This is a genomic window from Phenylobacterium terrae, assembly GCF_042681205.1.
Classification (GTDB): domain Bacteria; phylum Pseudomonadota; class Alphaproteobacteria; order Caulobacterales; family Caulobacteraceae; genus Phenylobacterium; species Phenylobacterium terrae.
This window is the reverse complement of sequence record NZ_JBHUEY010000006.1, coordinates 761,664-781,217: the sequence shown is the minus strand read 5'-3', so window position 1 is coordinate 781,217 and position 19,554 is coordinate 761,664. Positions and strand designations below refer to the sequence as shown.

Sequence of the window (19,554 nt, the reverse complement as noted above, 5' to 3'; positions counted from 1 at the left end):
GAGAGGCCGATGCAGACGGTGCGGCTGGGGCGGACGGGCGTCGAGGTCAGCGTCGCCGGCCTCGGCTGCGGCGGCCACAGCCGGCTCGGCATGGCCCGGGGCGCCAGCGCCGAGGACGCCGCCGGCATCGTCCGGCTCGCCCTCGACCTCGGGATCACCTTCATCGACACCGCCCGCGCCTACGGCACCGAAGAGGCCGTCGGCCTGGGCGTGCAGGGCCGCCGCGACCAGGTGTTCATCTCCACCAAGGCCGCGCCGACGCGAGGCGGCGTCGGCCGCGATGAGCTGATCTCCGCCGAGGCGCTCGCCGAAAGCCTGGAGCTGTCGCTGCGCCGCCTGCAGACCGACCGCGTCGACCTCTTCAATCTCCACGGCGTGCAGCCGGCCCACTACGATCACTGCGCCCAGGTGCTGGTCCCGGAGCTGAAGCGCCAGCAGGCGGCGGGCAAGATCCGCTTCCTGGGCCTGACCGAGCAGTTCGGCCGCGACACCCGCCACGAGACGCTGGCCCGGGCGGTCCCGGAGGGGCTGTTCGACGTGGTCATGGTGGGCTTCAACCTGCTGAACCCCTCGGCGCGCAGGCGGGTCTTCCCGCTCACCATCCGGCACGACGTCGGCACGCTGATCATGTTCGCCGTGCGTCGCGCGCTGAGCGATCCGGCGGCCCTGCGCGACGTCGCCGCCAGGCTCGTGGAGAGCGGGGAGGTCGATCGCGGCGCGCTCGATCCGGACGATCCGCTGGACTTCGTGGCGCGCCATCCGGACGTGGAGTCGGTCGTCCAGGCCGCCTACCGCTTCTGCCGCCACGAGCCGGGCGCGAACGTCATCCTCACCGGCACGGGAAGCGGCGAGCACCTGAGGCAGAACGTGCGCTCGATCCTGGCCCCGCCGCTGCCCGCCGAGCTCTCCGCCCGCCTCGAAGCCGTGTTCGGCCGCGTGGACTCCGTCTCCGGCAACTAAGCTCGCGGCTTGGCCGTTGAAGCTTTACCGCTGCGACGAAACGCCCTTAACCTGGGCTCAGGGCAGGAATGGAAAGGGCTTAGCATGGCCGGAATCCTCGCGAATTTCCGCAACACCATCATCGTCAGCCTCGTGCTGGCGCTGATCATGATGTTCTTCTACGGGACCGGATCTCCCCAGCAGTTCGACCTCGCCTTCTGGCAGGCGGTGCTGCGCTGGGTGCACGTCTTCTTCGGCATCCTGTGGATCGGGCTGCTCTACTATTTCAACTTCGTCCAGATCCGGAAGATGCCGGACATTCCGGCCGAGCTTAAGCCGGCGGTCTCCAAGTACATCGCGCCCGAGGCGCTGTTCTGGTTCCGCTGGGCGGCGCTGTTCACCGTCGTGGCCGGCGTCCTGCTCGCCTTCGCCCGCGGCACGGACTACGCGATCGGCGTGCTGAGCGTGGGCGCCACCGAAGGCTTCGCCCCCGGCTTCGTGCTCATGGGCGTCGGCGTCTGGCTGGCGATCATCATGTTCATCAACGTCTGGGCGGTCATCTGGCCGAACCAGAAGCGGGCGCTCGGCATCGTGCCGGCGGACGACGACGCCAAGGCGCGGTCGGCGCGGATGGCGATGCTGTTCTCCCGGACCAACCTTCTGCTGTCGCTGCCGATGCTGGTCTCAATGACCATGCAGCAGACCATGTTCGGCTGAGCCTTACGGCGAAAGCTGACGAAAGGCCCGCCCCTCCAGGCGGGCCTTTTGCTATGGGAGGCCGCCATGAGCGATGACGACCTCGACGCCCTGATCCGCCGGGTGGACCCGGACCGCTGGCTCTCCAGCCGGTTCATCGACGATGCGGCCCACCGGGCCGACGTGATCGCCCTCTACGCGTTCGACCATGAGCTGGCCCGCGCCCCGCGCGTCGCCTCCGAGCCGCTGCTGGGCGAGATCCGCCTGACCTGGTGGCGCGAGGTGCTGGACGAGGTCTTCGAAGGCCGCCCGGTGCGCCGCCACCCCACGGCCGAGGCCCTGGCCGCCGTTGTGCGTCGCCACGATCTGCCCCGAGAGCCGCTGGAGGCGATGATCGACGGCCGCTACCGCGAACTCGACCGCGCTCCCATGAGCCGCGACGAGGCCATCGGCTGGGCCGACGCCACCGCCGGCCAGGCCGCCGCCGCCGCCGCGCGGCTGCTCGACCCGGGGCAGGACGCCGCCGCGGCCCGCGCCGCCGGCCAGGCCTGGGCGTTGGCGGTGATGGAGCGCAACGGCGGCGGGCCGCACCTCACCGAAGCCGTCGCCATGGCCCTGAAGGACGCCCGCTCGGCCCCGGTCAGCCCCGCGGCCTTTCCGGCGGTCGCCCATGCGGCGTTCGCCCGGCCCTACGCGCGCCGCAAGGATCTCTCGGAACTCGGCAAGCGGGTGCGGCTGACTTTGGCGGTCGCGAGGGGCCGCATCTGAGGGCATCGGTGACTGGTTGGGGCGCGCAGCGGCCCGACCTGTCACCTCCCGCGGCGCTGGGTGACAGGTCGCGCCTGCGGCGCAACCAGTCACCGGAAACCCAAGCCGCTACTCCGCCGCCGCCAGCGTGCTCGCGCCGTTCACCCAGGTCTCCAGATCGGCCAGCGCCCGCTCGCCGACCAGGCGCTTCTTGATGCGGCTCTTCTCCTTGGCGCCCAGCCGGCGGCCGTCCTCGGCGCGCTTGGGCGGGGCGATCGGCGGCAGGAGGCCGTAGTTGATGTTCATCGGCTGGAACGAGCCGGCCCCGGCGTCCAGGTGGCCGCCGGTGATGTGGCCGATCAGGGCGCCCAGGGCGGTGGTGACGGGCGGCGGGTCGATCGGCCGGCCCAGCCGCTCGGCCGCGGCGAAGCGGCCCGCCAGCAGGCCCACGGCGGCGCTCTCGACGTAGCCCTCCACCCCGGTCACCTGGCCGGCGAACCGCAGCCTCGGCTGCGCCTTCATGCGCAGCTGCCGGTCCAGCAGCCGCGGGCTGTTGATGAAGGTGTTGCGGTGCAGGCCGCCGAGCCTGGCGAACACCGCCTTCTCCAGCCCCGGGATAGTGCGGAAGATCTCGGTCTGCGCGCCGTGCTTCAGCTTGGTCTGGAAGCCCACCATGTTCCACAGGGTGCCCAGGGCGTTGTCCTGGCGCAGCTGCACCACGGCCCAGGGCTTCTCGTCCGGCTTGTGGATGTTGGTCAGGCCCACCGGCTTCATCGGGCCGTGGCGCAGGGTCTCGCGGCCGCGCTCGGCCATCACCTCGATGGGCAGGCAGCCGTCGAAGTAGGGGACCTGCTCCCAGTCCTTGAATTCGCTCTTCTCGCCGGCCAGCAGGGCGTCGATGAAGGCCTCGTACTGCTCGCGGCTCATCGGGCAGTTGATGTAGGCGGCCGCATCGCCGCCCGGGCCTTCCTTGTCGTAGCGCGACTGGCGCCAGGCGACGTCCATGTCGATGCTCTCGAGATGGACGATGGGGGCGATGGCGTCGAAGAAGGCGAGCTGGCCCTCGCCGGTCAGCTCCAGGATCGCTTCCGACAGGGCGGGCGAGGTGAGGGGGCCGGTGGCGACGATCACGCTGTCCCACTCGGCCGGCGGCAGGCCCGCGACCTCCTCGCGCGAGACGGTGACCAGCGGGTGGGACAGCAGCTTCTCCGTCACCGCCGCCGAGAAGCCCTCGCGGTCAACCGCCAGCGCCCCCCCGGCGGGCACCTGGTGCGCATCGCCGCTGGCCATGATGATCGAGCCCAGCTTGCGCATCTCGGCGTGCAGCAGGCCGACGGCGTTGCCCGCCCAGTCGTCGGCCCGGAAGGAGTTGGAGCAGACGAGTTCGGCCAGTTTGTCGGTCTGGTGGGCGGGCGTGCCGCGCACCGGGCGCATCTCGTGGATCACGACCGGAACCCCGGCCTGGGCGATCTGCCAGGCGGCCTCCGAACCGGCCAGGCCGCCGCCGACGACGTGGATGGGCGCTGTAGTCATAGGCGCTAGGTAGAGCGCGCAAGGGTTAAGTGGAAGCCGGTTAACCCGTCCGGCGCGCTCAAATTCTGGAATCGAGCCTGTCTGATCGGATCAGGCGGACCGCCTGAACCGGACAGGCGCGGGCAACCTTCCGGCGCAATCGCGAGCGGGGCCTTGCGGCGCGCGGGGCCGGCTCTAACTTGCAGCCAAAGGGGCGGCCGACTCGTTTGTCCACAGAGTCCGGCCCGAGGGACAGAATGAGCCAGTTCTCCGCCAGCGACGCGGCGCTGGAAGGCTTCCGCCTCGTGCGGCGCCATCCTGTAGCGATCCTCGCCTGGTGCGGCGTCTACTTCCTGGGGATCATGGCGATCGCCGCCGTGATGGCCGTGGTGCTGGGCCCGACGTTCATCGAGTTCATCCAGGACGGCGGCCTCGAGTCCGGGCGCACCGACGTGTTCGCCGAGCAGCTGGCCAACTCGTGGCCCGCCTTCATCCTGGTGCTGCTGCTGGCGATGTTCCTGTTCGGCATCCTGACCAGCGCGGTCTACCGCTCGATCCTTCGCCCCGACGAGCGCAGCGTCGCCTACCTGCGGATCGGCGCCGACGAAGTGCGGCTGGCGGCCGTGCACATGCTGCTGTTCCTCATCCTCATGGCCTTCGTGATCCCCATCAACATGCTGCTGCTGGGGGCGATGGGGGGCATCGGCGGGCCGGTGCTGACGGTCGCCGCGCTGGCGCTGATCCTGGCCATGTTCTGGGTCGGCGTGCGGCTGTGCCTGGCCACGCCGGTCACCTTCGCCGAGCACAGGATTTCCCTGCCCCGCGCCTGGCGGCTGACCCGCGGCCGGTTCTGGCCGCTGCTCGGCATGGCCGTCCTGGCGGTGATCTTCTACGTGATGGTCTGGCTGCTGGTGACCTTCCTGGGGGTCGTCATCGTCGGGCTGTCCGGCGGCGCCGAGGCCGTCGCAAGCGACGGCCCGCCGAGCGTCGGCACGGTCATCGCCCTGCTGGTCTCGGTCGCCATCCAACTGCTGGTGCCCACCTTGCAGGTGGTGATGATCTTCGCGCCGTTCGCGGTCGCTTACCAGGCGCTCAGCGGGCCGGAGGACCCTGTCCCCGTCACCCCGCCCGCGTCCGCCGAACCGGCCGCAACCTAGGCCCGCGCGCTCGGGCGCGAGCCGACCCGCTCGCGCCAGGCCAGCACATTGGCGTGCTCCTCGCCGACCGGCAGGCCGATCCACTTGGCAAAATCCACCGTCGTCAGGGCGCAGATGTCGGCCATGGTGTATTCGTCCCCGGCCACGAACGGCCGCTCGGCCAGCTCGCGGTCGAACCACTTCAGCGCGCCCGCATAGGTCTCGCGGTTGGACTCGCCGAAGTCCTTGAACTGGGTCAGCAGCGCCGCGGTGTAGGGATGGGCATGGCGCCAGAAGGCGCCCACCGGCTGCATCAGCACGAACTCGGTCCGGCGGATCCACATCTCCACCTGCGCCTTCTCGACCGGCGTGCGGCCGAACAGCGGCGGGTCCGGCTGGACCTCCTCGAAATAGCGGCAGATGGCGACCGTCTCGGAGATCGTCGTGCCGTCGTCCAGCTCCAGCGTCGGCAGCTGGCCCAGGCTGTTGCGGGCCCGGTGCTCGGGGCTCTTGTGCTCGCGCTTTCCCATGTCGACCGGCGTCTCGGCCAGATCGATGCCCTTCTCCGCCAGGAAGATCCGCACCCGCCGCGGATTCGGGGCAGGGTAGGGCGCGCCGTAGAGCTTCATGGGGATCTCCGATGGGAACTGGCGGCCACGCTTAGGCGGCCGAACACCGTTCGGAAAGGGCGTGGGACAGGCTAGCCAGTCACCGCCTCAGGCGCTCAACCTGCGAGCGCCGCGCCGCTGGCGATGCCGCTCCAGCAGCTCGGCGAGGTAGCGGCCGGTCCAGCTGCGCGGGTCGGCGGCGACCTTCTCCGGCGAGCCGGTGGCGACCACCTCGCCGCCGCCGTCGCCGCCTTCCGGACCGAAGTCGATCAGCCAGTCGGCGGTCTTCACCACGTCCAGGTTGTGCTCGATCACCACCACCGTGTTGCCGGCGTCCACCAGCTCGTGGAGCACCTCGAGCAGCTTCTTCACGTCTTCGAAGTGGAGGCCGGTGGTCGGCTCGTCCAGGATGTAGAGCGTCCGCCCGGTCGCCCTACGCGAGAGCTCCTTGGACAATTTCACCCGCTGGGCCTCGCCGCCGGACAGCGTCGTCGCCTGCTGGCCGACCTTGATGTAGCCCAACCCCACCCGCTTGAGCGTCTCCATCTTCTCGCGGATCGGCGGCACCGCCTTGAAGAAGTCGGCCGCCTCCTCGACGGTCATCTCTAGCACGTCGGCGATGGACTTGCCCTTGAACAGGATCTCCAGCGTCTCGCGGTTGTAGCGCTGGCCGTTGCAGACGTCGCAGGTGACGTAGACGTCCGGCAGGAAGTGCATCTCGATCTTGATGACGCCGTCGCCCTGGCAGGCCTCGCAGCGGCCGCCCTTCACGTTGAAGGAGAAGCGCCCCGGGCCGTAGCCGCGCGCCTTGGCTTCCGGGAGCCCCGCGAACCAGTCGCGGATCGGCTGGAAGGCGCCGGTGTAGGTGGCCGGGTTGGAGCGCGGCGTGCGCCCGATCGGCGACTGGTCGATGTCGATGACCTTGTCGAAGTTCTCCAGGCCTTCGATCCGCTCGTGGGGCGCGGGCGCGTCCGCGGCGTTGTGCAGCCGGCGGGCCGCGGCCTTGTAGAGGGTCTCGATGGTGAAGGTGGACTTGCCCCCGCCGGAGACGCCGGTGATGCAGGTGAAGGTCCCCACGGGGATCTCGGCGGTGACGCCCTTCAGGTTGTTGCCGCTCGCGCCGACCACGCGCAGCACCTTCTTCTTCGAGATCGGCCGGCGGTCCTCCGGCACCTCGATCTCGCGCGCGCCGGACAGGTACTGGCCCGTCAGGCTGCGCGGGTTGGCCATGATGTCCTCGGGCTTGCCCTCGGCCACCACCTCGCCCCCGTGCACGCCGGCGGCCGGGCCCATGTCGATGACGTGGTCGGCGGTCAGGATCGCCTCCTCGTCATGCTCCACCACCAGCACGGAGTTGCCGAGGTCGCGAAGGCCCCGAAGGCTGTCCAGCAGCCGGGTGTTGTCGCGCTGGTGCAGGCCGATAGACGGCTCGTCGAGCACGTAGAGCACGCCCGTCAGGCCCGAACCGATCTGGCTGGCCAGGCGGATGCGCTGGCTCTCGCCGCCCGACAGCGTGCCCGAGCCGCGTGAGAGGTTGAGGTAGTCCAGGCCGACGTTGACCAGGAACCGCAGCCGGTCGTTGATCTCCTTCAGGATCCGCCGGGCGATCTCCATCTGCTTTTCGGTGAGCTGGCCGTCGAGGTCCACGAACCACTCGCGGGCGTGCTTGATGGACAGGCCGGAGATCTCGGCGATGTTCTTGCCGGCGATCTTCACCGCCAGGGCTTCGGGCTTCAGCCGCTGGCCGCCGCAGGCCTCGCAGGGGATCTGAGACTGGAAGCGGCCCAGCTCCTCGCGCACCCAGGCCGAGTCCGTCTCGCGCCAGCGGCGCTCCAGGTTTGGCAGCACGCCTTCGAAGGTCTTGTTGACCTCGTACTTCCGGGCGTTGTCGTCGTAGGTGAACTTGATCTTCTCGCCGCCCGAGCCGTGCAGGATGACCTGCTTGGCGGCGTCCGGCAGCTTCCACCACGGCTCATCCATGGAGAAGCCGTAGTGGCGCGAGAGCGCCTGCAGCGTCTGGGTGTAGAGCGGCGAGGGGCCCTTGCTCCAGGGCGCGATGGCGCCCTTGTGCAGGGTGCGGTCCTTGTCCGGCACCACCATGTCCGGGTCGAAGGCCAGCTTGGCGCCCAGGCCGTCGCACACCGGGCAGGCGCCGTGCGGGTTGTTGAACGAGAACAGCCGAGGCTCGATCTCGCTGATGGTGAAGCCGGAGACCGGGCAGGCGAACTTCTCGGAGAAGATGATCCTTCGGGGCTCGGTCTGGCCCTCCTCGATGTCGGCCCATTCGGCCACGGCGATGCCGTCGGCCAGCCGCAGCGCCTGCTCGATGGAGTCGGCGTAGCGGGTCTCCAGGCCCTCGCGGGTGACCAGCCGGTCGACCACCACGTCGATGTCGTGGTTGAACTTCTTGTCGAGGACCGGCGCGTCCTCGATCGGATAGAACTCGCCGTCGATCTTCAGTCGCTGGAAGCCCTGCTTCTGCCAGTCGGCGATCTCCTTGCGGTACTCGCCCTTGCGGCGGCGCACGACGGGCGCGAGCAGATACAGACGCGTGCCCTCGGGCAGGGCGGTCAGCTTGTCGACCATCTGGCTGACCGTCTGGCTCTCGATCGGCAGCCCCGTGGCCGGCGAATAGGGCACGCCCACCCGCGCCCACAACAGGCGCATGTAGTCGTGGATCTCGGTGACCGTGCCGACCGTCGAGCGCGGGTTGCGGCTGGTGGTCTTCTGCTCGATGGAGATGGCCGGCGACAGCCCCTCGATCAGGTCCACGTCCGGCTTGCTCATCAGCTCCAGGAACTGGCGGGCGTAGGCCGACAGGCTCTCCACATAGCGCCGCTGGCCCTCGGCGTAGATGGTGTCGAAGGCCAGCGAACTCTTCCCGGAGCCGGACAGCCCCGTCAGCACAACGAGCTCGCCGCGCGGGATGTCGACGTTGACGTCCTTCAGATTGTGCTCACGGGCGCCGCGCACCCGGATCGAGTTCAGTTGATCAGCCATGATGTCCCGGGAACGCTCACCCCCGCCGGCCGGGCGGGGAATTCGTTAATGTAGGATCAGGGACTCACTCATAACACGGGAACACAAGGGGAACAAACCTGTGTTCTTCCGTCGCGGGGTTACACACCCGCAGCCCACGGACTATATCGGGCTCTGCTGTCGAGGAGGCCAGACCATGGAACGCGCGACGATCTTCCGCTCCGTCCCGCACGCCCACGCGCCCATGGTTTCCGATGCCCGCCTATCTCACCCTCGACGGTCTTTCCTACCGCACGCCTGACGGCCGCAACCTCTTCGACAACCTGACCCTGGCCTTCGGGGCCGAGCGCACCGGCCTCGTCGGCCGCAACGGCGCGGGCAAAACGACGCTGCTGCGCCTGGCCGTCGGCGAGCTTGCGCCGAGCGCCGGCGCGGTGGTCCGCGGCGGCCGCATCGCCATGCTGCGCCAGGCCCTGCAGCCGCCGCCCGGCGCCACGGTCGCGACCCTGTTGGGGGTGGCCGACGACCTCGCCCGCCTCGATCGGATCACGGCCGGGGAGGGGACGGCCGAGGATCTCGCCGACGCCGATTGGGAGCTGCCCATCCGGCTGGATTCGGCCTTGGCCGAACTGGGCCTGCCGGGCCTGGAGCTGACCCGGCCCGCCGCCAGCCTCAGCGGCGGGGAGGCGACCCGCGCCCAGCTCGCCGGCCTGGTCGCGCGCGAGCCCGACCTGCTGATCCTCGACGAGCCGACCAACAACCTCGACGCCGAGGCCCGCGGCTACGTGACCGACCTGCTCGCCGGCTGGCGGCGCGGCGCCCTGGTGGTCAGCCACGACCGGGCGCTGCTGCGCCGGATGGATCGCATCGTCGAGCTGTCCGGCCTCGGGGCCAAGGTCTACGGCGGCGGCTTCGACGCCTACGCCGAGCGTAAGGCGACGGAGGAGGCCGCCGCCGAGCGGGAGCTGGCCTCGGCCGAACGGGCCCTGGTCGCCGTCGAGCGCCAGGCTCAGGCCGCCCGCGAGCGGCAGGCCCGGCGCGACGCCGCCGGCAAGCGGTCCCGCGCCAAGGGCGATGCGCCCAAGATGCTGCTCGACTTCAGGGCCGAGCGCGCCGAGCAGTCGGCGGGCCGTGGAAGCCGCCTCGCCGAGCGCCAGCGGGAGACCGCCGCCGCCGAGCACGCCGCCGCCCGCGCCAAGGTCGAGGTGCGCCGCGCGCTCGCCTTCGACCTGCCGCCGAGCGGCCTGCCGGCCGGCAAGACCGTGCTCGCCTTCGAGGGCGTCGCCTTCGCCCACCCTGGCGGCCCTGAGCTGATCTCCGATCTCTCCTTCCGCATCGTCGGGCCGGAGCGGGTGGCGGTCACCGGCCCGAACGGCTCGGGCAAGACGACCCTGCTGCGCCTGGCGGTCGGCGAGCTGGCGCCGACGGCCGGCCGGGCGGCGCTGGGCGTACGGCCGGCCCTGCTGGACCAGCAGACGGCCATCCTGCGCGAGGACGAGACGCTGCTCGAGGCCTTCAGGCGGCTCAATCCCAGCCTCGGCCACCGCGAGGCGCACGCCGCCCTGGCCCGCTTCCTGTTCCGCAACACCGCCGCCCAGAAGACCGTCGCCGCGCTCAGCGGCGGCGAGCGGCTGCGGGCGGCGCTCGCCTGCGTGCTGATGGGCGCCGAGCCGCCGCAGCTGCTGATCCTGGACGAGCCGACCAACCACCTGGATCTGGAGTCGATCCAGGCGGTGGAGAGCGCCCTTTCCGGCTACGACGGCGCCCTGCTGGTGGTCAGCCACGACCCCGACTTCCTGGACGCGATCGGCGTCGAGCGGGAGATCGCGCTGACCTAGCGCCCCCTCCGTCTCGGCGCTTCGCGCCGATCGACCTCCCCCGCCGTCTTCGCGTCGGGGGAGGATCCGATGCGTCCTTCTCCTCCCCCGCAGCGCAGACTGCGGGGGAGGGGGACCGCCGAAGGCGGTGGAGGGGGCGCGGCTAGCCCGCCGCCTCGAGGACGTGGGCCGTCCGCATCCGGCAGACCAGGCCTTCGGGGCGGAAGTCGAGCTCGGCCGGCGAGCCCAGCTCGCCCGCCAGGCCCTGTTGCAGCAGCCGCGAGCCGAAGCCGCGGGTCGCCGGCGGCGTCACCGCCGGGCCGTCCTGCTCGCGCCAGACGAGCTCGAGCACCGGCCGCTCGGCCCCGCCGAACGTCCACTCCAGGGCGACGACGCCCGCCGCGTTGGACAGGGCCCCGTACTTGGCGGCGTTGGTGGCCAGCTCGTGCAGGGCCATGGCGATCGCCAGGGCGACGTTCGGCGCCAGCAGCACCTGGGGCCCGGTGATCCGCACGCGCGGCAGTTCCGGTCCCTGGAAGGGGGTGAGGGCGCCGGTGACGATGTCGCACAGCGCCGCCCGCTCCCAGTTGGCCTTGGTCAGCACGTCGTGCGCCGCCGAAAGCGCCAGCAGCCGCGAGGTGAAGAGGGCCTTCAGCTCCTCCGGGGAGTGGCCCCGCCGCAGGGTCTGGTTGAGGATCGACTGCACCGTGGCCAGGGTGTTCTTCACCCGGTGGTTCAGCTCGTTGATCAGCAGCTGCTGGTGCTCCATCAGCCGCTTGCGGTCCGTGATGTCGGTGATGGCCCCGACCACACGCTCGGGCCGGCCCTCCTCATCGCGGACGATCTCCACGTGCCGGGACATCCAGCGGACTTCGCCGGTGTCGGCCCGGAGGATCCGGTACTCGGCCTGGCCGACCATCTCCTCCAGCGGCCGGTCGGTGACCGGCATCGAATTGGGACGGTCCTCCGGGTGGATGAGGCTGACGGCGTAATCCAGGGTCAGCGGGAAATCGGGCGCCATGCCCCACAGGCGCTTGGCGACGTCCGAGGCGTAGAGTTCGCCGGTCTTCAGGTTCCAGTCGTAGGCGCCGACGCCGCCGGCCTCCTGCGCCAGCCTGAGCCGTCCTTCGCTCTCGCGCAGGGCGTCGGCGGCGCGCTTGGCGCTGGTCACGTCGCGGAACAGGAAGGCGACGCCGTCCTGCACCGGATAGAGCCGCACCTCCAGCCAGGCGTCGTGCCGCGCGTCCACATAGTGGTGCTGCAGGTAGACCGGGCTGGCGGTCTCGCGCACCTGCTTGTAGGCGCCTTCCAACGGGGAGCCGACCAGCGCCGGCCAGGCCTCGGAGTAGCGCCGGCCGACGATCTCCGAGGCGGGGCGGCCGTCCATCCGCAGGCCTTCGGGATTGATCTCGGTGATGATCAGGTCGCGGTCGAGCACCACGCAGCCTTCGCTGATCGCGGCGATGATGGCGTCGGCGCGGGAAGGCGCCGGCGGCGTCGGCCGGCGGATGGCCATGACCCCGCCCACCTGGCCCGGCGCGGCCGCGTCGTAGATCGGCGCTAGGTCCTGGGTTTCGCCCACCGGCCCGCCATGGCCCGCCATCGCCCGCCGCACGGCGAGGTCCATCAGCGGCCAGCGCTCGGCCCAGCACGCTTCGGCCGGCTGTCCCAGCGCCTCCGGATGCCGCGGCCCCAGGATGTGGGCGTAGCCGTCGTTGTAGATCTGCACCAGGGCCTGGCCCCACCAGATCATCATCGGCTGCGGCGCGGCCAGGATCAGGCCCACGGCTGTCTGCAGCGGCGCAGGCCAGCCCTCCGGCGCCCCGAGCGGCGTCGACCGCCAGTCGTGGCGCCGGATCCGTTCGCCCATCTCGCCGCCGCCGGCGAGAAAGGCTGGGCCGGTGATGATCAGTCCCGCGTCCACACGCCCGTCCTCGAAGAACGGGACTCTTGGCGAACGGCGAAACGCAAGGCAACTGCCTCTACTGTCACAGGGGCGCTCATCCTCAGGTTTTTCGCACCACCCGGAACACGCCATTGGCGCGGGCGCACGGCTCGCCGTCGGCGGTGACGAAGGCCTGGGCGAAGCAGAGCGTCCCGCCCGGGCGCACGAACACCGTGTCGAACTCCAGCCACTGTCCGATCCGGGCTGCCGCCAGGAAGTCGACGGCCAGGTTCACCGTCACGAAGCCGGCGTCGCCGACCACCCGCCCGCAGGACAGGCCCATGGCGTTGTCGGCCAGCGCGGTGATCAGCCCGCCATGGACGAAGCCGCGGCTGTTGGTGTGGGCCTCGGCGGCCATCAGGCCCAACACCAGGGCCCGCTCGCTCTCGCGGGCGAAGATCGGCTCCCAGGGGGCGGTGAGGGGGCTCTTGCGCGCATGCGGCGCAAAGCCCGGCGGCGGCGAGATGAGGGTTTCCATGACGCTCACGCCGCCTGCAGCCGGCCGAGGCTGGCCAGCGTCGTCGCGCAGGCCTGGGCCGCCTCCGCGCCCTTGATCCGGAAATGGTCGCGGAAGAAGCGCCGGTGCGTCTCGTGCTCGTGGAAGTGATGCGGCGTCAGCACCACCGAGAAGATCGGCGTGTCGGTCTCCAGCTGCACCTGCATCAGCGCCCGCACCACCGTCTCGGAGACGAAGTCGTGGCGGTAGATGCCGCCGTCGACCACCAGGCCCGCGGCCACCACCGCGGCGAAGCGGCCGGTGCGGGCCAGGAGCTTGGCGTGCAGCGGGATCTCGAAGACGCCGGGCAGCTCGAAGCGCTCGATGGCCTCGCCCCCGAAACCGAGCTTGGCCATCTCGTCCACGAAGCCGACGTAGGACTCGGTGACGATGTCGGCGTGCCACAGCGAGTGGACGAAGGCGACGCGGGCGGCTCGGAAGGCGCCGGTGGCGGTGGGCAGTTCGTAAGCGACTTGGGTCATGGTTCTTTTCCCTGGTTGGGTTCGAAGACCACGACTCAGGGAGACGCCGGGCGCGGGGCAGGCGGAGTCGGACTCCGGCCGCGCGCACGACAGTTCTCATAACCGGACTATGACCGTCGGCCCCGGGATCGCACCGGGTCTGCTCGTCCCTGCCGGCAAAAGCCGCCAGGCGCCCGCGGGCTCGTCCCTCCGAAGAGGGCATTACCGCCGGTGGGGAGTTTCACCCCGCCCTGAGAACGCAGGCCGCCGGAACGTCCGACGGCAGGGACAGCTTGGCGCCGAAACGCCCATCAAACAAGTGTTCGAATTCCGCCGTCATCCCGGCCGCAGCGAAGCGGAGCAGCCGGGACCCAGAGCCAGGCGCAGGCGGCGCCGGGGCCCGCTCGGCCTCGCGGCCGTCCGGGATGACGGGTGGAAGGGAGGGGGGAATCTAGGCCCGCTTGTTCAGCGTGATCGCCGTGGCCGCGCTCGCCGAGGCCTGGGTGGCCCCCGGCCCGTAGGCGGTCGCCGACGTCCGCTGGCTGGCGACCTCCTCGCCGATGGCGCGGACCAGGCCCTCGGTGATGGTCTTGGCCGCGGCCAGGGCGCGGCCGTGGCGGGCGAGGACGGCGTCGAAGGCCTCGGTGGCGCGCATCAGCCGCTGGCGTTGGGCGAGCGGGGCGCTGGACACCAGGGCCGGGTTGGCCCGCACGCGGGTGGACTCGTGGCGGTAGAGGTTGGCCAGCCGCTGGGTCTCCTCGACCTGGCCGGCGATGTCCTGCGGGCGGCGGCGCTCGAAGGCCTGGCATTCCTCGACCAGGAGGGCGGTCAGCCGCTCGGTCAGGATGATCAACTGGTCGACGCGATCGGCGGCGTCATGGGCGGCGAGGGCCATCGGCTACTCCTCCAGGCCTTGCAACTTGAGCATCTCCTTGGCGACGGTGTCGGACAGGCCGACGCCGCCGGCCTTGGCCATCTGCTTGGCCATGGCGTCGGAGAGGAACGACTTGAACATCTGCTCGCCCTGGCCGCCGCCGAACGGCGCGCCGACCTCCACCTCGTCGAACATCTCCTGCAGCATCACCGACAGGAACGAGGCCTCGAACTCCTGGGCGGTCTTCCTGATGTCGGCCCGCTTGGCCAGGTCTTGCGGCGACGGGGGCTGGGCGGTCGCGGTGAGCAGATTGGTCGGCAGAGCGACGGCGGAAACCAGGTCGCTCATCACATCACCTCGATTTCGGCCTGCAGGGCGCCGGCGGCCTTGATGGTCTGCAGGATGGAGATCATGTCGCGCGGGGTGACGCCGAGGGCGTTCAGGCCCGAGACCAGGCTGGCCAGCGAGGCGCCGTCCTGCAGCGTCAGGAAGCGCTTGCCCTTCTCCTCGTCCACCTCGACCTCGGACTGGGGCACGACCACCGTCTGGCCGCGGCTGAAGCCTTCCGGCTGGCTGACCAGCGGATACTCGCCGATCTTGATGGTCAGGTTGCCCTGGGCGATGGCGACCGTGGAGACGCGCACGTTCTCGCCCATCACGATCACGCCGTTGGTCTCGTCGACGACCACCTTGGCGGCGTTGTCCGGCTCCACCGCCAGGTTCTCCACCTGGGCCAGGAAGCTCGGCATGTCCTGGCCGGCCGGCGGGCGAATGGCCACGATGGTCGGGTTCTCGGCGTAGGCCGTGCCGGGGAACTTGGCGTTGACGGCGCCGGCGATCCGCTGGGCGGTGGTGAAGTCCGGATTGCGCAGGGTCATCCGCAGCTGACCCATCGAGGCCATCTGGAAGCCGATCTCGCGCTCGACCAGGGCTCCGCCGGCGATGCGGCCGGCGGTGGGCACGCCCTTGGAGATCGACGAACCGGAGGCGCCCTGCGCCGAAATCGAGCCGGTCGCCACCGTCCCCTGGGCGACCGCATAGGCCTGGCCGTCGGCGCCCAGCAGCGGGGTGACCAGCAGCGAGCCGCCCTGCAGGCTCTTGGCGTCGCCCATGGCCGAGACCGAGACGTCGACCGGCGAGCCGGCGGCGGCGAACGGCGGCAGCTTGGCGGTGACCATCACCGCCGCCACGTTCTTGGTGTTGAGATTGGCGTCGCGGACATTGACGCCCAGCCGCTCGAGCATGGCTTCCAGGCTCTGGCGGGTGAAGGGGGAGTTGCGCAGCGAGTCGCCGGTGCCGTTCAGCCCGACCACCAGGCCGTAGCCGACCAGCATGTTCTCCCGCACGCCCTCGAACTCCACCACGTCCTTGATGCGCGAGGCGGCGGTGGCCGGCCCGGCGGCGAGTCCGGCCGCCAGGGCGGCGATGGCGAGGACGGAGAGGGTGCGGCGCATGGGAACTCGCTGGAACTTGGGCCCGTTCCGTCTCTGCGAGCCGCGTGCCAGTCCGCCCCCTCGGGAATCCCTCAACAGAGTCAACCGAGTGGGCCGTCAGGGGCGCCCAAGGCCTGCGCACGTCCTGCGGCAAAAGCTGCCGGGCGTTAACCTTGACCTAATGGAGCGGGGAAGAGACTGCCCACCTGACGGGCGAGTCAGGCAAAGTGGACTTGCATGAAAGTCAGCGGACCAAGCGGCGTCGGATCCACCAAGGGCAGCGGCCCGTCCCGGCCGGCCGGCGGATCGGGCTTCCGGATCAACATCCCCAGCGAGGCGGCCGGGCCGGCGCAGGTCGGCGGCGCCTCGGGCGTGTCGGGCGTCGCCAGCGTCGACGCCCTGCTGGCGCTGCAGGCCTCGGGCGGCCCGCTGGAGCGCCGCAGGCGCGCGGTCGGCCGGGCCGGCCGCATCCTCGATGTGCTCGACGAGGTCCGCATCGCCCTGCTCGGCGGCGAGCTCAACCTGGCCACTCTGGAGCGGCTGCGCCGCGCGGTGCGCGAGGAGCGCGACCAGACCGACGATCCGGCCCTGGAGGCCGTCCTGAACGAGATCGAGACCCGGGCGGCGGTCGAGCTTGCGAAGCACGAAGGTGCGACCCGTGCGGCCTAAACGCCCGGAAAACGCGACCTTCATTGAACGGCGGTCGTTTTGCGCTATAAGCCCGTCGCCAAGAACCAGGGGGATTTCGTCCAGGGGCGTGAGGTGTCTATGAAGGCAGCCGCTGTTTTGGCTAGCGCCGATGAACAAGACTATCGTCCTTCCGAGGACGAGGAGTTCATGAACGAGCGTCAGCTCGAGTACTTCAAAAAGAAACTGCTCGCGTGGAAGGAAGACATCCTTCGCGAATCTCGCGAAACGCTGTCTCACCTTCAGCACGAAACCGAAAACCATCCCGACCTGGCCGATCGCGCCTCGTCGGAAACTGATCGTGCACTCGAACTTCGCACGCGTGACCGCCAGCGGAAGCTGATCTCGAAGATCGACGATGCGCTCCGGCGCATCGAAGACGGAAGCTACGGCTTCTGCGAGGAGACCGGCGAACCGATCGGTCTGGCCCGCCTCGAGGCGCGGCCCATCGCCACCCTGAGCCTCGAGGCCCAGGAACGGCATGAGCGGCGCGAGCGGGTTCACCGCGACGACTAGGGGAGGGGCCTTCGGGCCCCTTTTTCCTTTCCGATCCTCCGCGGCGGGGCGCGAATCCTAAGTCAGCCGCGCGACGCGGGGATCGGTTTCGAAGTCCTCGGGCGAGGCGCCGCGCAGGACGGGGACGACGTCCTCGATGCGGGTGACGGCGCTCCAGGCCTGCAGGAACTCAGGCGGCGTCAGCTTCTGGGCGACGCTGGCCCGGAAGAACTCGAACAGGCCGTCCCAGAAGCCGTCCGGGTTGTAGAAGACGATCGGCTTTGAGTGCAGCTCGAGCCGGCGCCAGGAGAGCAGCTCGATCACCTCCTCCAGCGTGCCGATGCCGCCGGGCAGCACGACGAAGGCGTCCGAGGCCTCGAACATCCGCATCTTCCGCTCGTGCATGGAGGTCACGACGATGGTCTCGACCTCGGTGAGCGGCCGCTCCTTGCCCACCAGGAACTGGGGGATGATCCCCAGCACCTGGCCGCCGGCGGCATGCGCGGCGGCCGCGCAGGCGCCCATCAGGCCCACGCCGCCGCCGCCGTAGACCAGCCGCAGGCCGGCGCCGGCCAGCGCGCGCCCGAGCGCGGCCGCCGCCGCCAGATAGGCCGGGTCGGCGGCGTTCGACGAGCTGCAGTAGACACAGACGGAATCCAGGCGTTCGGGCTCGCCGCCCATCGATCGACACTCCAGGGGTCGGGATGAGGCGCGCGCCGGTCGCGCGCGCCGAGGGCCACTGCTAGGAGGTGGCGCCGGCCCTGGCAAGCCGGCCCTTGTCGCACCCCCGCCGCCGCGGGTTTGGCTGGCGCAGGAATTCCGTCACAATCGGAGCGGGTCCGCACGCGGCGGGCCTTCGAAGGAGCGGTGCGCGCGTGGCATTCATCCAGGCCGGTCCCCAGCGGCGGTTCGCCGTTCCGGGCGCGATCTCCCCGCCTTCGGTCAAGTTCAACGTCAGGGCCGCGCTGGCCGACCTCGGCCGGCTGGTGATGCGCTCAGGCGCCCCGCAGCTGCGGCTGCGGATCGCCGCCGCCCTCGGCCTGGTCTTCGTCGGCAAGGTGGCGGCGGTCGGCGCGCCGCTGATGATCGGCGACGCGATCAACAGCCTGGCCCCCGGCGCGGGCGCCGCGGCCGTCTCGATCACCGACGGCTTCCTGACCTTCGCGCTGGCCTTCGTCGGCCTGCGCCTCATCGCCGCCTGCGCGCCCTACGCTCGCGACGCCATCTTCACCGTCGTCTCGCAATCGACGATGGCCCGCGCCGCGACCGAGGCCTTCGACCACGCCCTGGCCCTGTCGCTCGATTTCCACCAGTCCAAGCAGACCGGGATGCTGTCGCGGATCATCGACCGCGGCGCGCGCTCGACCGACTTCCTGATGCGCTCGGTGGTCTTCAACCTGGGGCCCACCGCGATCGAGCTCGTGCTGGCGATGATCGCCATGACCATCCGGCTCGACTGGCGCTTCGCGCTCACCGCGCTGGCGACGATCGTCATCTACACGGTCATCACCTTCAAGATCACCGACTGGCGGCTCTCGCACCGGCGCCAGCTCAACGAGGCCGACAGCCGCGCCGCCGGACTCGCCGTCGATGCGATGATCAACTACGAGACCATCAAGACCTTCGGGGCCGAGGGCCGCACGGGCGCCCAGTACCAGGCGGCGATGCGCGACTACGTGCGTGCGGCGGTGAAGGCCAACACCTCGCTCAACCTGCTCAACGCCTCCCAGTCGCTGATCCTCAACGTCGGCCTGGCGCTCATGACCGTGCTGGCCGGCTACGAAGTGACCGGCGGGCGGATGGAGATCGGCGACATCACCGTCGCCGTCCTGCTGCTCACGGGCATCTACCAGCCGCTGAACATGCTGGGCTTCAACTACCGCGAAATCCGGCAGGCCTTCATCGACATGGAGCAGATGGTCTCCCTGATCGGGCTGGAGCCCGAGATCGTCGACGCCCCCGACGCCAAGGACCTGCCGCCCGCCACCGGTCGCGGCGCCGAGCTCGTCTTCGACCACGTGGAGTTCCGCCACGACGCCCGCTCCACCGGCCTTCGCGACGTCAGCTTCACCGCCGCGCCGGGCACCACCACGGCCCTGGTCGGCCCCTCCGGCGCGGGCAAGACGACGGTGGTGCGGCTGGCCCTTCGGCTCATCGACCCGCAGTCGGGGCGGATCCTGATGGACGGCATGGACCTGCGCAGCGTGAAGCAGGAGAGCCTGCGCCACGCCGTGGCCCTGGTGCCGCAGGACGTGGCCCTGTTCAACGACACCCTCTACGCCAACATCGCCTTCGCCCGGCCCGGCGCGCGGCCGGAGGAGGTCAGCGCCGCGGCCGAGGCCGCCGAGCTCGGCAAGTTCATCGAGGCCCTGCCGGAAGGCATGTCCACCCAGGTCGGCGAGCGGGGCCTGAAGCTGTCCGGCGGCGAGCGCCAGCGGGTGGGCATCGCCCGCGCCCTGCTGGCCGACCCGCGCCTGCTGATCCTCGACGAGGCCACCAGCGCCCTCGACGGGCCCACCGAGGCCGCCATCCAGGAGACGCTGCGCAAGGTGAGGGCGGGGCGCACCACCCTGGTCATCGCCCACCGCCTGTCGACCATCGTCGACGCCGATCAGATCCTGGTCATCCGCCGAGGCCGTATCGTCGAGCGGGGGACCCACGCCGAGCTGCTGGCCCGCGCCGGCGAGTACGCCGCCCTGTGGCGGCGCCAGACGCGGGAGTCCTAGGGT

The 19,554-nt window shown here is 70.7% G+C and carries 18 protein-coding genes and 1 riboswitch; of the genes, 8 read left to right on the top strand and 10 right to left on the bottom strand.

What is annotated here, in order from left to right; all coding sequences use genetic code 11:
- Nucleotides 1–9 precede the first annotated feature (9 nt).
- From ACFSC0_RS18345 to ACFSC0_RS18335, 3 genes are all read left to right on the top strand, one after another.
- Nucleotides 10–960 carry an aldo/keto reductase gene (locus ACFSC0_RS18345; RefSeq protein ID WP_377284154.1) on the top strand — a complete coding sequence of 317 codons (951 nt, stop codon included), beginning with the start codon at nucleotides 10–12 and terminating at the stop codon, nucleotides 958–960.
- An 84-nt stretch (nucleotides 961–1,044) separates the two neighbouring features.
- The gene (locus ACFSC0_RS18340) at nucleotides 1,045–1,656 is read left to right on the top strand and encodes a urate hydroxylase PuuD (RefSeq protein WP_377284155.1); all 612 of its coding nucleotides are present in this window, start codon (nucleotides 1,045–1,047) and stop codon (nucleotides 1,654–1,656) included.
- Between the two features lie 66 nt (nucleotides 1,657–1,722).
- A complete protein-coding gene (locus ACFSC0_RS18335; protein WP_377284156.1) occupies nucleotides 1,723–2,403 on the top strand; it encodes a squalene/phytoene synthase family protein in 681 nt (226 codons plus the stop codon).
- Between the two features lie 108 nt (nucleotides 2,404–2,511).
- Here ACFSC0_RS18335 and trmFO read toward each other — a convergent pair whose 3' ends face one another.
- A complete protein-coding gene (gene trmFO / locus ACFSC0_RS18330) occupies nucleotides 2,512–3,915 on the bottom strand; it encodes a methylenetetrahydrofolate--tRNA-(uracil(54)-C(5))-methyltransferase (FADH(2)-oxidizing) TrmFO (protein ID WP_377284157.1) in 1,404 nt (467 codons plus the stop codon).
- Nucleotides 3,916–4,151: 236 nt separating this feature from the next.
- On the opposite strand from trmFO, the gene ACFSC0_RS18325 reads away from it, so the two are divergent.
- Complete coding sequence (locus tag ACFSC0_RS18325) at nucleotides 4,152–5,051, top strand: hypothetical protein (RefSeq protein ID WP_377284158.1); 900 nt, start codon at nucleotides 4,152–4,154, stop codon at nucleotides 5,049–5,051.
- On the opposite strand, the gene ACFSC0_RS18320 is transcribed toward ACFSC0_RS18325, so the two are convergent.
- Both ACFSC0_RS18320 and uvrA read right to left on the bottom strand, forming a co-directional pair.
- On the bottom strand, nucleotides 5,048–5,659 hold the full coding sequence (locus ACFSC0_RS18320) for a glutathione S-transferase family protein (RefSeq protein WP_377284159.1): 612 nt from the start codon (nucleotides 5,657–5,659) through the stop codon (nucleotides 5,048–5,050). The genes ACFSC0_RS18325 and ACFSC0_RS18320 overlap by 4 nt on opposite strands.
- 87 nt (nucleotides 5,660–5,746) lie before the next feature.
- On the bottom strand, nucleotides 5,747–8,638 hold the full coding sequence (gene uvrA / locus ACFSC0_RS18315) for an excinuclease ABC subunit UvrA (protein WP_377284160.1): 2,892 nt from the start codon (nucleotides 8,636–8,638) through the stop codon (nucleotides 5,747–5,749).
- Between the two features lie 233 nt (nucleotides 8,639–8,871).
- Here uvrA and ACFSC0_RS18310 point away from each other — a divergent pair, with 233 nt between their 5' ends.
- The gene (locus tag ACFSC0_RS18310) at nucleotides 8,872–10,455 is read left to right on the top strand and encodes an ABC-F family ATP-binding cassette domain-containing protein (RefSeq protein ID WP_377284161.1); all 1,584 of its coding nucleotides are present in this window, start codon (nucleotides 8,872–8,874) and stop codon (nucleotides 10,453–10,455) included.
- Nucleotides 10,456–10,597: 142 nt separating this feature from the next.
- Here the strand turns inward: ACFSC0_RS18310 and ACFSC0_RS18305 are convergent, their stop codons facing one another.
- The 6 genes from ACFSC0_RS18305 to ACFSC0_RS18280 form a co-directional block, all read right to left on the bottom strand.
- On the bottom strand, nucleotides 10,598–12,358 hold the full coding sequence (locus ACFSC0_RS18305; RefSeq protein ID WP_377284162.1) for a sensor histidine kinase: 1,761 nt from the start codon (nucleotides 12,356–12,358) through the stop codon (nucleotides 10,598–10,600).
- 82 nt (nucleotides 12,359–12,440) lie between these two features.
- Nucleotides 12,441–12,857 (bottom strand): PaaI family thioesterase, encoded by a 417-nt coding sequence (locus ACFSC0_RS18300; protein ID WP_377284163.1) that lies wholly within the window; start codon nucleotides 12,855–12,857, stop codon nucleotides 12,441–12,443.
- A 5-nt stretch (nucleotides 12,858–12,862) separates the two neighbouring features.
- Nucleotides 12,863–13,357, bottom strand: a complete 495-nt coding sequence (locus ACFSC0_RS18295; protein ID WP_377284164.1) for a 6,7-dimethyl-8-ribityllumazine synthase — start codon at nucleotides 13,355–13,357, stop codon at nucleotides 12,863–12,865.
- An 88-nt stretch (nucleotides 13,358–13,445) separates the two neighbouring features.
- Nucleotides 13,446–13,599, bottom strand: a riboswitch (FMN riboswitch).
- 188 nt (nucleotides 13,600–13,787) lie between these two features.
- Nucleotides 13,788–14,231 carry a flagellar basal body protein gene (locus ACFSC0_RS18290; protein ID WP_377284165.1) on the bottom strand — a complete coding sequence of 148 codons (444 nt, stop codon included), beginning with the start codon at nucleotides 14,229–14,231 and terminating at the stop codon, nucleotides 13,788–13,790.
- 3 nt (nucleotides 14,232–14,234) lie between these two features.
- Nucleotides 14,235–14,558 carry a rod-binding protein gene (locus ACFSC0_RS18285; protein WP_377284166.1) on the bottom strand — a complete coding sequence of 108 codons (324 nt, stop codon included), beginning with the start codon at nucleotides 14,556–14,558 and terminating at the stop codon, nucleotides 14,235–14,237.
- Complete coding sequence (locus ACFSC0_RS18280; protein WP_377284167.1) at nucleotides 14,558–15,664, bottom strand: flagellar basal body P-ring protein FlgI; 1,107 nt, start codon at nucleotides 15,662–15,664, stop codon at nucleotides 14,558–14,560. Before ACFSC0_RS18280 ends, ACFSC0_RS18285 begins: the two co-directional genes overlap by 1 nt.
- Nucleotides 15,665–15,880: 216 nt before the next feature.
- Between ACFSC0_RS18280 and fliX the strand changes: the two genes are divergently transcribed.
- Both fliX and dksA read left to right on the top strand, forming a co-directional pair.
- A complete protein-coding gene (gene fliX / locus ACFSC0_RS18275) occupies nucleotides 15,881–16,312 on the top strand; it encodes a flagellar assembly regulator FliX (RefSeq protein ID WP_377284168.1) in 432 nt (143 codons plus the stop codon).
- Between the two features lie 99 nt (nucleotides 16,313–16,411).
- A complete protein-coding gene (dksA, locus tag ACFSC0_RS18270; RefSeq protein ID WP_377284169.1) occupies nucleotides 16,412–16,846 on the top strand; it encodes an RNA polymerase-binding protein DksA in 435 nt (144 codons plus the stop codon).
- Nucleotides 16,847–16,903: 57 nt separating this feature from the next.
- Here the strand turns inward: dksA and ACFSC0_RS18265 are convergent, their stop codons facing one another.
- Nucleotides 16,904–17,506: an LOG family protein gene (locus ACFSC0_RS18265; protein ID WP_377284170.1), complete on the bottom strand. Its 603-nt coding sequence runs from the start codon at nucleotides 17,504–17,506 to the stop codon at nucleotides 16,904–16,906.
- Between the two features lie 194 nt (nucleotides 17,507–17,700).
- Here ACFSC0_RS18265 and ACFSC0_RS18260 point away from each other — a divergent pair, with 194 nt between their 5' ends.
- The gene (locus ACFSC0_RS18260) at nucleotides 17,701–19,551 is read left to right on the top strand and encodes an ABCB family ABC transporter ATP-binding protein/permease (RefSeq protein ID WP_377284171.1); all 1,851 of its coding nucleotides are present in this window, start codon (nucleotides 17,701–17,703) and stop codon (nucleotides 19,549–19,551) included.
- The last annotated feature ends 3 nt before the right edge of the window (nucleotides 19,552–19,554 follow it).

Bases quoted from the DNA above. Each gene is read 5' to 3' on its own strand.
- ACFSC0_RS18345 (WP_377284154.1), top strand. From the start codon at position 10: ATGCAGACGGTGCGGCTGGGGCGGACGGGCGTCGAGGTCAGCGTCGCC.
- ACFSC0_RS18340 (WP_377284155.1), top strand. From the start codon at position 1,045: ATGGCCGGAATCCTCGCGAATTTCCGCAACACCATCATCGTCAGCCTC.
- ACFSC0_RS18335 (WP_377284156.1), top strand. From the start codon at position 1,723: ATGAGCGATGACGACCTCGACGCCCTGATCCGCCGGGTGGACCCGGAC.
- trmFO (WP_377284157.1), bottom strand. From the start codon at position 3,915: ATGACTACAGCGCCCATCCACGTCGTCGGCGGCGGCCTGGCCGGTTCG.
- ACFSC0_RS18325 (WP_377284158.1), top strand. From the start codon at position 4,152: ATGAGCCAGTTCTCCGCCAGCGACGCGGCGCTGGAAGGCTTCCGCCTC.
- ACFSC0_RS18320 (WP_377284159.1), bottom strand. From the start codon at position 5,659: ATGAAGCTCTACGGCGCGCCCTACCCTGCCCCGAATCCGCGGCGGGTG.
- uvrA (WP_377284160.1), bottom strand. From the start codon at position 8,638: ATGGCTGATCAACTGAACTCGATCCGGGTGCGCGGCGCCCGTGAGCAC.
- ACFSC0_RS18310 (WP_377284161.1), top strand. From the start codon at position 8,872: ATGCCCGCCTATCTCACCCTCGACGGTCTTTCCTACCGCACGCCTGAC.
- ACFSC0_RS18300 (WP_377284163.1), bottom strand. From the start codon at position 12,857: ATGGAAACCCTCATCTCGCCGCCGCCGGGCTTTGCGCCGCATGCGCGC.
- ACFSC0_RS18295 (WP_377284164.1), bottom strand. From the start codon at position 13,357: ATGACCCAAGTCGCTTACGAACTGCCCACCGCCACCGGCGCCTTCCGA.
- ACFSC0_RS18290 (WP_377284165.1), bottom strand. From the start codon at position 14,231: ATGGCCCTCGCCGCCCATGACGCCGCCGATCGCGTCGACCAGTTGATC.
- ACFSC0_RS18285 (WP_377284166.1), bottom strand. From the start codon at position 14,558: ATGAGCGACCTGGTTTCCGCCGTCGCTCTGCCGACCAATCTGCTCACC.
- ACFSC0_RS18280 (WP_377284167.1), bottom strand. From the start codon at position 15,664: ATGCGCCGCACCCTCTCCGTCCTCGCCATCGCCGCCCTGGCGGCCGGA.
- fliX (WP_377284168.1), top strand. From the start codon at position 15,881: ATGAAAGTCAGCGGACCAAGCGGCGTCGGATCCACCAAGGGCAGCGGC.
- dksA (WP_377284169.1), top strand. From the start codon at position 16,412: ATGAAGGCAGCCGCTGTTTTGGCTAGCGCCGATGAACAAGACTATCGT.
- ACFSC0_RS18265 (WP_377284170.1), bottom strand. From the start codon at position 17,506: ATGGGCGGCGAGCCCGAACGCCTGGATTCCGTCTGTGTCTACTGCAGC.